Genomic DNA, 13,695 nt, shown 5'->3' with positions numbered 1-13,695 from the left:
GACCTCTATTGTACGGTGAACTGACGACGGATTTTCCGCATCAGTAAAAACAGCCACGGCCACAGCGCGCCATCCACCACGCAGTTCCACAGCACTTCAGGGCGGAACGCCACGTCGTGAACCAGAAACTCGGCCCAGAAGATCAACAGATCCAGCATCAGCGACAGCAGCATCACGATTAACGCTTGCTGCCACAGCGCCATATTGCGGAAGAGCTGGAAGCGAAACGCCACCAGATAGGCCACGATGCTCAGTCCCAGCGCACGCACGCCCAACGTCGCGCCAAGAATCAGATCGGTGATGATCCCCAGAATGAAGCCGGTTCCCACATTCACCCGGTGCGGCAGCGCCATCACCCAGTAAATCAGCAGCAACGTCAGCCAGGAGGGACGGAACATGTAGATCTCATCCGGCCACGGCATATTCTGCAGCACCAGCGCTATCAGGAACGACAGCCAGATAATCCAGTTGCCGTTACGACGATAACGGTTCATTGCTCGCCTCCCGGCGCACGACCGCCCGCAGGGGCGCTGTCTGTCGGAGAAGCGGTATTTACCGGGGGCGCGGGCGGCCCCATTGAGTCAGGCGACGGCAGCACATGCGGCATCATCTGCATCAGGCGTTCGTTCGCCACTCGTTGCACTTCCTGCGGAGATATCGCCGCGTGGGCGTCGTTATCCCCTCCCCACAATAGGAGAAGATAGCGCAAACGTTGCAGTCCCGCCGTGGGATGCGCCTGAATGACCGTGTAGGCACGCTGAGTGTCGACTTTCACCGAAGAGACGACGCCCACAGGATAGCCTTCGGGGAAGCGTCCCCCCAGACCCGAGGTGACCAGCACATCTCCGACGCGAATATCGGTATTGTTCGGCAAGTGCTCCAGCTGCAAATCTTCCGTGCAACCATTGCCCGCGGCAATCACCCGAATGTCGTTACGCAGCACCTGAATCGGCAACGCGTGCGAGGCATCGCAAATCAACAGCACGCGGCTGGTCAGTTGTCCAACGGCGATCACCTGCCCGACGACGCCTTTATCGCTGATGACCGGCTGGCCTTCATACACACCGTTGACGGCGCCTTTGTCGATCACAACCTGATCGCTGTAGGGGTCAATACCGGCGGAGAGAACCTGCGTCACCATCTTGTGTTCGTCCTGACGCAGCGGGGAGCCAAGCAGTTCGCGCAGCCGCGCGTTCTCTTGCTTGAGCTGCCCTTGCAGCAACAGATCGCTGTTCTTCAACATCAGTTCCTGACGCAGCGCCGTGTTCTCACGCTCCAGTTGCTCTCGCGAGGTCAGCTTGGCCGAGACGCTGTCCAGCGCCGCGCGCGGGCCGTTCGCCAGAAAATAGAACGGGCTGACGGCGGTATCCATATAAGTGCGGATTTTGACAAACGTACCGAGCCGGCTGTCAGCAACAATGATGACAATCGCGGTGATGACGGTAAGAAAAAGTCGCAGTTGCAGGGAGGGGCCCCTGCTAAAAATCGGCTTCATAAAATGGCGTATTCCTCGACAAAGAAAAAGGGGGCCACCAGACGGGATGAACTCAACAAACCTTCATCCATACGGTTTCCCCCTTCTTTATTTCTGGCAAGCCGGCTTATTCTTCGCTGAACAAATCGCCGCCATGCATGTCGATCATTTCCAACGCTTTACCACCGCCACGCGCAACGCAGGTCAGCGGATCTTCCGCAACAACGACAGGAATGCCGGTTTCTTCCATCAGCAGACGGTCCAGGTTGCGCAGCAGAGCGCCACCGCCGGTCAGCACCATGCCACGTTCAGAGATGTCAGACGCCAACTCTGGCGGACACTGTTCCAGCGCGACCATAACCGCACTGACGATGCCCGTCAGCGGCTCCTGCAGAGCTTCGAGAATTTCGTTGGAGTTCAGCGTAAAGCCACGCGGCACGCCTTCAGCCAGATTACGACCGCGCACTTCGATTTCACGGACTTCATCGCCCGGATAGGCGGAGCCGATTTCGTGCTTGATGCGTTCCGCCGTCGCTTCGCCGATCAGCGAGCCGTAGTTACGGCGAACGTAATTAATAATCGCTTCGTCAAAGCGGTCGCCGCCGATGCGGACCGAAGAGGAGTAGACCACGCCATTCAGGGAGATCACCGCCACTTCCGTTGTACCCCCGCCGATATCCACCACCATGGAGCCGGTCGCTTCAGACACCGGCAGTCCCGCGCCGATAGCCGCCGCCATGGGTTCCTCGATCAGGAACACTTCGCGTGCGCCCGCACCCTGTGCGGATTCACGGATCGCGCGGCGTTCAACCTGCGTCGCACCGACCGGCACACAGACCAACACGCGCGGGCTGGGGCGCATGAAACTGTTGCTATGCACCTGTTTGATAAAGTGCTGCAGCATTTTCTCAGTCACGAAGAAATCGGCAATCACCCCATCCTTCATCGGACGGATAGCCGCGATATTGCCCGGCGTACGCCCCAACATCTGTTTGGCGTCATGGCCTACTGCGGCAACGCTTTTCGGAGAGCCCGCGCGGTCCTGGCGAATCGCCACCACGGAAGGTTCGTTCAGTACAATGCCCTGTCCTTTTACATAAATCAGGGTATTGGCGGTACCCAGGTCGATGGACAAGTCGTTGGAAAACATGCCACGAAATTTCTTAAACATAACTAAAGGATAATCCTGCAAGCTGGGGGCGGAAATAAATAAAATCCGCCTACTTTACCAACCACACGCAGCAGCGACAAGGCGCGAACAGGCTCTGCTACGGTGAAAAAAACGTATGCCGCACAAATTTGGGTTAGGCACGAAACTCATGGAGGGGGATCCCCTCAGGCGGCATCTAGACTGGCCGCGCACAATCCCGAAAATTTGCGCCGACAACGGACATAAAATCTAACATTTTCGCGGTGATATCAGCAGTAACGACATGCTCTCCACGGCGCGCTCATTCTACGCTAAATCGGGCCGGACATTCACACTAAACATGGAACTGCTGTGAATATTTTTTCAGCGTATTCCCGACGGGCGTCGAGTTGGCAAACAGCGCACCTTGCCCGCCACGCACGCCCTTATCCAATAACGTCAGCCACTCTTCACGGGTACGTACGCTGACGGCGCAAACGCGCGTCTTCGTCCCGACGCAAGCTTCGGTCAGACTGTGGATAAATAGCTGGTTCTCCGGATGCTGTTCGACGCCGCGCACCAACCCCGGATGCAGTTTAATGACCTCAACCGGCAGTGACTTGATATAGGCGCTGCTCACCAGCGTTAGACCTGCCTGCGCCACCACCAACCGACAGCCCAGCCCGGTCAGCTCGGCAATCACCGGACGAAGACGTCCAAGGTACTGACATACGTCGGCCTCCGCCAGTTCCAGCAGCAGACGAGAGCGCTGTTCCTGAACGCTCTGTTGCAGTGTTTCGCATAGCCATCTTAGGAATGAAGGCTGTAACAGCGAATCCACGGTGATGGGGATCGCCAAGGTGACGTCGGCATCACCCGCTATCAGCGCGAGCGTGCGGGTCACCAGCAACCGTTCGTAGCTGGCGGTCAGACCGAGCTGGCGCACCAGCGGCATAAATTCCGCCTCCAGTAATTCCTGCGTGCCATCATCAATGCGGCTACTTAGCTCGTAATGATGCACCCACCCTTCACAGGTGATTGCCGGTTTTTGGTAGAGATGCGGGCCGCCGCGAGACAGCGTATCTTCCAGCAAGGTGCGCCACTTCACGCTCCCTCGCCCTTTTTCCGGCACGCGCCGGTCAAACACGCACCAGCCGCTGCCGCCTTGCAATACGGCATGACGGGTTGCGTCCTCCACATTCTCAATCACCTGATCCACCCGCTGACCGCTGCGATAGGCGCAGATACCGATATGCAAAATATCGTCTCTATCGATGCAAGACGGCGCGGGCAGGCGCTCAGCGTCCCGCACCATCTGCGCCGCGACGCCGTCCGCCTCCTTCAAGGTGCGATGCGGCAGCAGCACCGCGAGATCGCTGTGGTGATACCGGGCCACCAGCGCGGCCGGATAACGGTGAATGAACAAAGAGAGCTGACTAATTAGGGCCGTGCAGTATTCCGCTAGCGAGCGGTCATAACCATGAGTTCCCTGCAGGGTATCGAAGTCCGGCAGTCTGACCATCATCACCACGCCGTGCGTGCCGACGGACTCCGGATCCTCCAGCTGTGTCGCCAGTTGGTTATCGAAGAAAAACCGGTTATTCAAACCCGTTTCCGCATCCTGTGCGACAAAGGCGCGGATCAACGTATCCACCCGACCTTTGGCTTCCCGAGCTTCCATTAGGTCGCCCAACAGCTTGTCGAGCGCGCCGCTGGCGCTGACCGGCCATTCACGACCAGAGCCGGGCGGCACCACTTCGCTGTCACCGTAGAGGATGCGCTCCGCGCGTTCTTCGAGCCGCTCCTGCCCGGCCATTTGCCGCCGCAGCCAGCGCACGGCATAGAAGATGGCGATCGACATCACCAGCATCACCACCATGACGGACAGAAACGAAAACAGATAACGGGGGGAGCCCATCAGCGGATCAACGTAGATCATTTTCAGCGAAATATTGGGATGCTGCATGAGCGACATTTGCGCCCGACGATACATTATCGTCTGGTCATCCGGCTTATCTTCCGGCAGGCTGATGATATCGCTGCTGTCCAGCCCCTGTTGGATCTCCAGCTCAACGATCCCCAGGCTCCTCATCACCGGCGGCAGCCACGCCACGATTTCGCTGGGCGAGTTCATCAGCAGGGCCTGATCGATGCTGGTCGCCACGGCTTCAAGTTGGTGCTCCATGCGTTTATGGCTGTAGTAAATAAAGCTGGAAATACTGCTGACGAACATGAGCGCAATCGCCAACAGGGTCAGCGTCGTCATCAGCATGGAAAGTTTGGTGGTCAATCTCATCCTTGGGTCTTTTACTCCTGGCCTTATAACCGAATAAATGCGACGGCGGCACGCCGCCTGCTCCTTGCGGTTTATCAGTGCATGTCATGTCTATTACCAATATAGTCTGTACCTGACTTCCCTCTACCTATTTGTTCGATCCTCGAAAGGAGGTAATGCAATGCAGGCTCTGATTCTCGAACAGCACCAGGGTAAAACGGTGCCTGAAGTCCGCTCCATCGACCCGACGCAACTGCCGGAAGGGAACGTGACTGTCGATGTATCCTGGTCGAGCATCAACTATAAAGATGCGCTGGCTATCACCGGCCAAGGCAAAATTGTCCGCCAATTCCCCATGATACCCGGCATTGACTTTGCAGGAACCGTACACAGCAGCAGCGACGACGCTTTCGCCGTCGGGCAGTCCGTGATTCTGACCGGCTGGGGCGTCGGGGAAAATCATTGGGGCGGACTCGCGCAGTCGGCCCGGGTGAAAAGCGACTGGCTGGTCGCGCTGCCTGAAAAACTCTCGACGCGTCAGGCCATGATCATAGGCACCGCAGGATTTACCGCCATGCTGTGCGTCATGGCATTGGAAGAAGGCGGCGTCACGCCCGCAGATGGCGAGATTATCGTCACCGGCGCCAGCGGCGGCGTGGGCAGTACCGCCATTGCCCTGCTCCATGCGCTGGGGTATCAGGTGACCGCGCTGAGCGGGCGAGCGGAAAACGCCGATTATCTGCGGCAATTGGGCGCCGGACAGGTGCTCGACCGCCAGGAATTTACCGCCGCGCCGCGTCCGCTGGAGAAACAGCGCTGGGCCGGCGCTATCGATACTGTGGGTGATAACGTGCTAGCGACCCTGCTGGCTCAGATGAATTATGGCGCGACGGTCGCCGCTTGCGGTCTGGCCGGAGGCATCGCGCTGCCAACGACCGTCATGCCGTTCATTCTGCGCAACGTGCGGCTACAGGGCGTGGATTCGGTCATGGCGCCGCAGCCGCGCCGACAAAAGGCCTGGGAGCGCCTGGCCGAACTGCTGCCCGTTTCGTTCTATGACCAGATCGCCAAAGAGATCCCGTTGGCAGAGGCTCCCGCCGCGGCCGCCGATCTCATCGCTAATCGGATAACGGGCCGGACACTGGTAAAACTGCGTTAAGTTCACCTCAAGCCCCCTCTTTTCAGGCCACCCTGTTCGGGTGGCCTTTTTTATGATGCTCAGAAAGAGAGAAAATTTTCTTTTTTGTGCGGAATCTCTCCACGACAGAATCATCTATACATTAATAACCGCCTCATTTGGACCATGCTCCCACTCCCCTTGACGCTGAGCCGTACGCAAACGGCTTATCGACACCGGATAGGGTCCCGTTGACTCGCGGAGTTCGCCCTCTTTTCTTACGGCTGCGCCCATCACCCCGGTAGGGATTGGTCTAAGCCATACTGCGGCGCACAACCTGAACGCCGCGCGTCGAGTCACTACACAGGCATAAAGGCGGAATACCATGAAAAAAATTCGCACGCCGACCGAAGCAGACGTCACGCCGGAAGCCCTGTTCCATCAGCGCGCCGACTGCTGAAGTTTCTGGGCATTACCACCGCAACCCTCTCGTTGCCGCTGTCCGCGCAGGCGGATTTGCTGTCTTGGCTCAAAGGCGACGAACGGCCCAACGCGCCGCCGGGCAAACCGCTGACCTTCGATCAACCGCCGAACTGGCGCTTGGATCTGCCGCTCACGCCGGAAGACAAAGTCACCGGCTACAACAACTTTTACGAATTCGGACTGGATAAGGCGGACCCGGCAGCCAACGCGGGCGGCCTGAAAACCGAAGGCTGGAAAATCGAGATCGACGGCGACGTCGCCAAACCCATCACGTTGGATATGGACGACATTCTTAAGCGCTTCCCGCTGGAAGAACGCATCTATCGATTCCGCTGCGTCGAAGCCTGGTCAATGGTCGTTCCCTGGATCGGCTTTCCGCTTTCCCGACTTATCGCCTTTGCCAACCCCACCGGCAACGCGCGCTATGTCGCGTTTCAGACGCTCTACGATCCAGAACAGATGCCGGGACAGAAGAACAGTTTTATCGGCGGAGGGCTCAATTACCCCTACGTCGAAGGGCTGCGGATGGATGAGGCGATGAACCCGCTGACGCTGATGGCCGTGGGCGTCTACGGCAAAACGCTGCCGCCGCAGAACGGCGCGCCGCTGCGGCTGATGGTGCCGTGGAAGTATGGATTCAAAAACATTAAATCCATCGTGAAAATCCGATTTACCCACGATCGGCCTCCATCCACCTGGAACTTATCGGCGCCGAACGAGTACGGTTTTTACGCCAATGTGAACCCGCACGTCGACCACCCGCGCTGGTCGCAGGCGACGGAGCGGGTGATCGGCGCGGGCGGTATTCTTGATGTGCAGCGACAACCGACCCTGCTGTTCAACGGGTACGCAGACGAGGTAGCCTCGCTGTACCACGGTCTGGACTTGCGGGCGAACTTCTAAATTTTCCGCGCACAATCGTGCCCAATACTTGGAGTCAGCGTCGAATGCGTTTGCAACCCCGACACCTGTTTTGGATTAAGGGAGTTATTCATCTGGCGGGAATATTGCCGCTACTGTGGCTGTTTCTGACCGTGAGCCAAGGATGGCTGAGCGCCGATCCAGCGAAGGATATCCAGCATTTTACCGGCAGAATCGCGCTGAAATGGCTATTGGCCACACTGGCGATAGCGCCATTGGCGCGCTACGGCAAACAGCCGCTGCTAATCCGCTGTCGACGGCCCATCGGTTTGTGGTGTTTCGCCTGGGCGACGCTGCATCTGGCGAGCTACGCGCTGCTGGAATTGGGACTCAGTCACCTTTCGCTGCTGGTCAGCGAGATTTTCTCGCGCCCCTATCTCATGCTCGGCATCGTCAGTTGGATAATCCTGCTGGCGCTGGCGCTGACGTCCACGCAGGCCATGATGCGGAAGTTGGGATCCCGCTGGCAAAAATTGCATAACACGCTTTATCTAGTCGCTATTCTTGCCCCCATCCACTACATTTGGTCGGTTAAAACGTTGTCTCCGCCACCTATTTTCTATACTCTTCTCGCCCTCATTTTGTTACTGATGCGTTATAAAAAATTTCGCCAGTGGTGGCGCTGAAGCTCCGGGCTTCAACGGTGTGATAAAAGCGCCGAAACGGGGCGGAACAGACGCCGAGATGGATATCTCCGCAGATAAAGCCACTATATGGCTGCTAATTGCAACGAAATGTTTATAATGCACGACTTTGTTTTTAGGCATCGGACAATTTGCGCCTAGAAAGGTGACAAACGAATAGCTTCGCGCTATTTTGTGCAGCACGAAGCGAATCGCGGGAGATAGCAGCATAATGGTAGATAAGTTCAACATTTTGCTTTTGAACGGTCCAAACCTGAATCTTCTGGGCGCCGCGAGCCTGAGAAGTATGGCCATACCACGTTGACGGAAATCGTTAACGGATTGGAACAAGAAGCGCTGGCGCTGAACGTTCAGCTGTCGCACCTGCAGTCCAACGCGGAGCACACGCTGATCGACCGAATTCATCAGGCCAGAGGCAACACCGACTTCATTCTGATCAACCCAGCGGCATATACCCATACCAGCGTTGCGCTGCGGGATGCGCTGCTGGCGGTCGCCATCCCCTTTATCGAAATTCATCTGTCCAACGTGCATGCGCGTGAACCCTTCCGCCACCACTCCTATCTGTCCGATGTGGCAGTCGGGGTCATTTGTGGCCTGGGGGCAGATGGTTATAGTTACGCTTTACAGACGGCCGTAAAACGCCTGTCAATTTCCAATTAACAAGAGTACGGAACCCTATTCATGGATATTCGTAAGATCAAGAAACTGATTGAACTGGTTGAAGAATCCGGCATCGCCGAACTGGAAATTTCCGAAGGTGAAGAGTCAGTACGCATCAGCCGTTCCCCCGCCGCACAGCCCTACCCGATGATGCAGCAGGCCTATGCGCCGATGCAGCCGCAGCCTGCACTGGCCGCGACCGTGGCCGAAGCGCCGGTCGCCGAAGTCGCCGCAGCGCCAGCCGCAATCAGCGGTCACATCGTACGTTCACCGATGGTCGGGACGTTCTACCGTACGCCAAGCCCGGAAGCGAAAGCGTTTGTGGAAGTCGGCCAGCAGGTTAACGTCGGCGATACGCTGTGCATCGTCGAAGCCATGAAAATGATGAACCAAATCGAAGCAGATAAAGCAGGCGTGGTGAAAGCCATTCTGTTGGAAAGCGGTCAACCGGTTGAATTTGACGAGCCGCTGGTTGTCATCGAATAACGGGGCGTACCATGCTAGATAAAATTGTTATCGCTAACCGTGGTGAGATCGCGTTGCGTATTTTGCGTGCCTGCAAAGAGCTGGGCATCAAAACCGTCGCCGTGCACTCCACGGCGGATCGCGACCTGAAACACGTGTTGCTGGCTGACGAAACGGTGTGCATCGGCCCTGCGCCGTCCACCAAAAGCTACCTGAACATTCCCGCGTTGATCTCCGCCGCTGAAATTACCGGCGCGGTGGCCATCCACCCCGGTTACGGCTTCTTGTCCGAAAACGCCGACTTCGCCGAACAGGTTGAGCGTTCCGGCTTTATCTTCATCGGCCCTCGCGCCGACACCATTCGCCTGATGGGCGATAAAGTGTCTGCCATCAGCGCGATGAAAAAAGCGGGTGTTCCCTGCGTCCCCGGTTCCGATGGTCCTCTGGGCGACGATATGGAAAAAAACCGCGCCTTTGCTAAACGCATCGGTTACCCGGTTATTATCAAAGCTTCCGGCGGCGGCGGCGGACGCGGTATGCGCGTCGTCCGCAGCGATAAAGAGCTGGAACAGTCCATTTCCATGACTAAGGCGGAAGCCAAGGCCGCGTTTAACAACGATATGGTCTACATGGAAAAATATCTGGAAAACCCACGCCACGTGGAAATCCAGGTACTGGCTGACGGTCAGGGCCAGGCGATCTATCTGGCTGAGCGTGACTGCTCCATGCAGCGTCGCCACCAGAAAGTGCTGGAAGAAGCGCCAGCGCCGGGCATCACCAGCGAGCTGCGTCGTTACATCGGCGAACGCTGCGCTAAAGCCTGCGTGGACATCAACTACCGCGGTGCCGGTACGTTCGAATTCCTGTATGAAAACGGCGAGTTCTATTTCATCGAAATGAACACCCGTATTCAGGTAGAACACCCGGTGACCGAAATGGTCACCGGCGTGGACCTGATCAAAGAGCAGCTGCGCGTCGCCGCCGGTCTGCCGCTGTCGATCAAACAGGAAGAAGTGCATGTCCGCGGCCATGCGGTCGAGTGTCGTATCAATGCGGAAGACCCCAACACCTTCCTGCCCAGCCCGGGTAAAATCACGCGTTTCCACGCGCCGGGCGGCTTTGGCGTGCGTTGGGAGTCGCATATCTATGCGGGCTATACCGTGCCTCCCTATTACGACTCCATGATCGGCAAGCTGATTACCTATGGCGAAAGCCGCGACGTGGCGATCTCCCGTATGCGCAATGCGCTGGCGGAACTGATCATCGACGGCATCAAGACTAACATCGAGCTGCAGTTGAAGATCCTGAACGACGAAAACTTCCAGCATGGTGGCACCAACATCCACTATCTGGAGAAGAAACTCGGCCTGCAGTAACACGCCGCAGATGAGATAAAGGCCGGTCGACCGCTTTCAGGCAGTGGACCGGCCTTGTCTTTTCGCCCCCGCGATAAAAGATAAAAATAACGATTATTCAGTCGATTACTGCTTTTTCTGCACTATTCCCACATTCGGAAACGCATCCGTTTATCTCCAGCCATTCGCACGTGAACGTGAATTCCTGCTAGGCAATGCGCTCACATACCGTAAAATCCCCTGTTTTGCACACGCCTACTGATGAATACCAATTGGGTTTTATAACAAGATGGATAAACGTTTTCTTCAGGCACACCGGGAAGCTCGCTGGGCGCTCGGCCTGACGCTGGGTTACCTGCTGCTGTGGATTGCCGCCGCGTATCTGCCGAGTAACGAATCCGGCATCACCGGACTGCCGCACTGGTTCGAGATGTCGTGCCTGCTGCTGCCGCTGGCCTTCATCATTCTATGCTGGCTGATGGTCCGCCATCTGTTCCGCGATATTTCGCTGGAGGATAAGGATGCATAGCCAGATCGTCATTCCGCTGATCGCCTACCTGCTGCTGGTCTTCGGGCTGTCCGTTTACGCCTATACCCGCCGCCAGCAAGGCAATTTCCTGCGTGAATATTTTCTCGGCAACCGATCGATGGGCGGCTTCGTGCTGGCCATGACGTTGATTGGGACCTATGTGAGCGCCAGCTCCTTCATCGGCGGTCCCGGCGCCGCTTATAAATATGGACTCGGCTGGGTGCTGCTGGCGATGATCCAGGTGCCGACCATGCTGCTCTCGCTCAGCATTTTGGGAAAAAAGTTCGCGATTCTGGCGCGGCGCTATAACGCGATCACGCTTAACGATATGTTGTACGCCCGCTACGGCAGTCGGCTGCTGGTCTGGTTCGCCAGCCTCAGCCTTCTGGTCGCCTTCATCGGCGCCATGGCCGTACAATTTATCGGCGGGGCCCGTCTGCTCGAAACCGCGGTCGGCATCCCTTATGACACCGGGCTTCTGATCTTCGGCATAACCATCGCGCTGTACACCGCTTTTGGCGGCTTCCGAGCCAGCGTGCTCAATGATGCCATGCAGGGCATCGTGATGCTGGTGGGGACGTTGCTGCTGGTGGTTGGCGTGATTTACGCCGCGGGCGGCCTACCCGTTGCCGTGGAGAAACTGCGTCATATCGACCCGGCGCTGGTCTCTCCGCAGGGGCCCGGCGATGTGCTTTCCGGACCGTTCATGACCTCGTTCTGGCTGCTGGTGTGTTTCGGCGTTATCGGTCTGCCGAATACGGCGGTGCGCTGTATCTCCTATCGGGACAGCAAAGCGCTGCACCGCGGCATTGTCATCGGCACCGTCGTCATTACCCTCCTGATGCTCGGCATGCATCTGGCCGGGGCGCTGGGGAGAGCGATACTGCCCAACCTCACTATTCCTGACCAGGTCTTGCCTGAACTGATGATTGCCGTTCTGCCTCCGCTAGCCGCCGGCATTTTCCTGGCGGCGCCGATGGCGGCGATTATGTCCAACATCAATGCGCATTTGCTGCAAGCCTCGGCCACCATCGTCAAAGATTTGTATCTCAGCGTCCGCCCCCAGCGGGCTAGCAACGAAAGATACATCAAACACCTGTCCAGCCTGACCACGCTGGTGCTGGGACTGTTGGTGCTGCTGGCCTCCTGGCGACCGCCTGAAATGATCATTTGGCTCAATCTGCTGGCGTTCGGCGGACTGGAGGCTGTCTTCCTGTGGCCGCTGGTGCTGGGACTGTACTGGGAACGCGCCAACGCGACGGGCGCGCTGTGCGCCATGATAGGGGGTGCACTCTGTTATACCCTGCTGGCCAGCTTCAAGATCCAATGGGGCGGATTCCATCCGATCGTCCCCTCACTGGCATTAAGCCTGCTGGCATTTATTATTGGTAACCGGTTCGGGCACGCTGCGCCCGCCGCCGTTACTTCATCCGACGTTAAGTAAGAGGCCGTTATGCCGTGGATTCAACTCAAAATTAATACTTCCGGCGCACATGCCGAACCCCTGGGAGACGCGCTGGTCGAGAGCGGCGCGGTATCCGTCACGTTTCAGGACACCCATGACACGCCGGTGTTCGAGCCGCTGCCGGGCGAAACGCGCCTGTGGGGCGATACCGACGTAATCGGACTGTACGACGCCGAGACCGACATGAAGGCCGTCGTCGCGACCCTGGAACAGGAACCGCTACTGGGTGCGGGTTTCAAACACAAAATCGAACAGTTGGAAGATAAAGACTGGGAACGTGAATGGATGGATAATTTCCATCCGATGCAGTTCGGCAAGCGCTTGTGGATTTGCCCCAGCTGGCGCGATATTCCCGACCCGGAGGCGGTCAACGTGATGCTGGACCCCGGTCTGGCCTTCGGCACCGGCACGCATCCTACCACTGCGCTGTGCCTGCAGTGGCTGGACGGTCTCGACCTGCAAGGTAAAACCGTCATCGACTTTGGTTGTGGCTCCGGCATTCTGGCCATCGCGGCGCTGAAGCTGGGCGCCGCTCGCGCCATCGGCATCGATATCGACCCGCAGGCCATCCAAGCCAGCCGCGATAATGCTCAGCGTAACGGCGTGTCCGAGCGTCTGGAGCTATATCTGCCGCAAGATCAGCCGGAAGCGCTCTCCGCCGACGTCGTCGTCGCCAACATTCTGGCAGGCCCTCTGCGGGAACTGGCTCCGCTGATCGGCGAATTACCTAAAGCAGGTGGTCATCTGGGCCTCTCCGGCGTACTGGCGACACAGGCCGCCAACGTATCAGAAGCCTATCAGGAGAAGTTCGAGCTCGATCCTGTGGCGGAAAAAGAAGAGTGGTGCCGGATTACCGGTATCAAAAAAGCGCTGTAAACGCGCCTGAATCATGAGTAGCGGGACGCCAATCCGTACGTTCCGCTTTTATAGCGTACCCCTCCCCCACCGGTTTAACTACACGCCGCATGACGCGGCGGTAGTCAGGTTATTTGACGACAAAAGGAATATTGCAGTGATTCATAGCAACTTGAAACCCATTCTGCTGGCAGCGGGGCTTTTCGCCGCCGGGACATCCGCTGTTAGCGCGCACTATCCATTGAGCGATATCGATCTCTCGCAGGCTCGAGCCGGTTTTCAGACCGAGCTCGTCAAAGATACGCTGGAACGCGACGGCG

11 protein-coding genes and 2 pseudogenes are annotated in these 13,695 nt (G+C 57.6%); 9 read left to right on the top strand and 4 right to left on the bottom strand.

The genetic code is table 11. The annotated features are described in order from the left end of the window. Positions 1-5 precede the first annotated feature (5 nt). The 4 genes from mreD to csrD all read right to left on the bottom strand — a co-directional run bounded on the left by mreD (position 6) and on the right by csrD (position 4,899). Positions 6-494: a rod shape-determining protein MreD gene (mreD, locus tag AU511_RS12210; protein ID WP_094100712.1), complete on the bottom strand. Its 489-nt coding sequence runs from the start codon at positions 492-494 to the stop codon at positions 6-8. Then, on the bottom strand, positions 491-1,495 hold the full coding sequence (gene mreC / locus AU511_RS12205; protein WP_094109854.1) for a rod shape-determining protein MreC: 1,005 nt from the start codon (positions 1,493-1,495) through the stop codon (positions 491-493). Before mreC ends, mreD begins: the two co-directional genes overlap by 4 nt. A 106-nt stretch (positions 1,496-1,601) precedes the next feature. Continuing rightward, a complete protein-coding gene (mreB, locus tag AU511_RS12200) occupies positions 1,602-2,645 on the bottom strand; it encodes a rod shape-determining protein MreB (RefSeq protein ID WP_003855260.1) in 1,044 nt (347 codons plus the stop codon). A gap of 313 nt (positions 2,646-2,958) precedes the next feature. Beyond that, positions 2,959-4,899 carry an RNase E specificity factor CsrD gene (gene csrD, locus AU511_RS12195; protein WP_094109853.1) on the bottom strand — a complete coding sequence of 647 codons (1,941 nt, stop codon included), beginning with the start codon at positions 4,897-4,899 and terminating at the stop codon, positions 2,959-2,961. A 160-nt stretch (positions 4,900-5,059) separates the two neighbouring features. Here csrD and acuI point away from each other — a divergent pair, with 160 nt between their 5' ends. From acuI to prmA, 9 genes and pseudogenes are all read left to right on the top strand, one after another. Further along, a complete protein-coding gene (acuI, locus tag AU511_RS12190) occupies positions 5,060-6,037 on the top strand; it encodes an acrylyl-CoA reductase (NADPH) (RefSeq protein WP_094100709.1) in 978 nt (325 codons plus the stop codon). A gap of 343 nt (positions 6,038-6,380) precedes the next feature. Next, positions 6,381-7,381: pseudogene (gene msrP / locus AU511_RS12185) on the top strand (protein-methionine-sulfoxide reductase catalytic subunit MsrP). Positions 7,382-7,425: 44 nt separating this feature from the next. After that, on the top strand, positions 7,426-8,025 hold the full coding sequence (msrQ, locus tag AU511_RS12180) for a protein-methionine-sulfoxide reductase heme-binding subunit MsrQ (protein ID WP_094109852.1): 600 nt from the start codon (positions 7,426-7,428) through the stop codon (positions 8,023-8,025). 229 nt (positions 8,026-8,254) lie between these two features. Continuing rightward, positions 8,255-8,706 (top strand): annotated as a pseudogene (aroQ, locus tag AU511_RS12175) (type II 3-dehydroquinate dehydratase). 21 nt (positions 8,707-8,727) lie between these two features. Continuing rightward, complete coding sequence (gene accB / locus AU511_RS12170; RefSeq protein ID WP_094100705.1) at positions 8,728-9,192, top strand: acetyl-CoA carboxylase biotin carboxyl carrier protein; 465 nt, start codon at positions 8,728-8,730, stop codon at positions 9,190-9,192. A gap of 11 nt (positions 9,193-9,203) precedes the next feature. Then, a complete protein-coding gene (gene accC, locus AU511_RS12165; protein WP_026740654.1) occupies positions 9,204-10,547 on the top strand; it encodes an acetyl-CoA carboxylase biotin carboxylase subunit in 1,344 nt (447 codons plus the stop codon). A gap of 268 nt (positions 10,548-10,815) precedes the next feature. After that, the gene (locus tag AU511_RS12160) at positions 10,816-11,055 is read left to right on the top strand and encodes a YhdT family protein (protein ID WP_094109851.1); all 240 of its coding nucleotides are present in this window, start codon (positions 10,816-10,818) and stop codon (positions 11,053-11,055) included. Further along, the gene (panF, locus tag AU511_RS12155; protein WP_094109850.1) at positions 11,048-12,499 is read left to right on the top strand and encodes a sodium/pantothenate symporter; all 1,452 of its coding nucleotides are present in this window, start codon (positions 11,048-11,050) and stop codon (positions 12,497-12,499) included. The genes AU511_RS12160 and panF overlap by 8 nt, the downstream gene beginning before the upstream one ends. Before the next feature lie 9 nt (positions 12,500-12,508). After that, on the top strand, positions 12,509-13,396 hold the full coding sequence (prmA, locus tag AU511_RS12150) for a 50S ribosomal protein L11 methyltransferase (RefSeq protein WP_094100703.1): 888 nt from the start codon (positions 12,509-12,511) through the stop codon (positions 13,394-13,396). Positions 13,397-13,695: the final 299 nt, after the last annotated feature.

This window comes from Lonsdalea iberica (assembly GCF_002111585.1).
In the GTDB taxonomy this organism is placed as follows: Bacteria; Pseudomonadota; Gammaproteobacteria; order Enterobacterales; family Enterobacteriaceae; genus Lonsdalea; species Lonsdalea iberica.
Note: the sequence above shows the minus strand (reverse complement) of the source record. Positions and strands in the feature narration are given on the sequence as shown.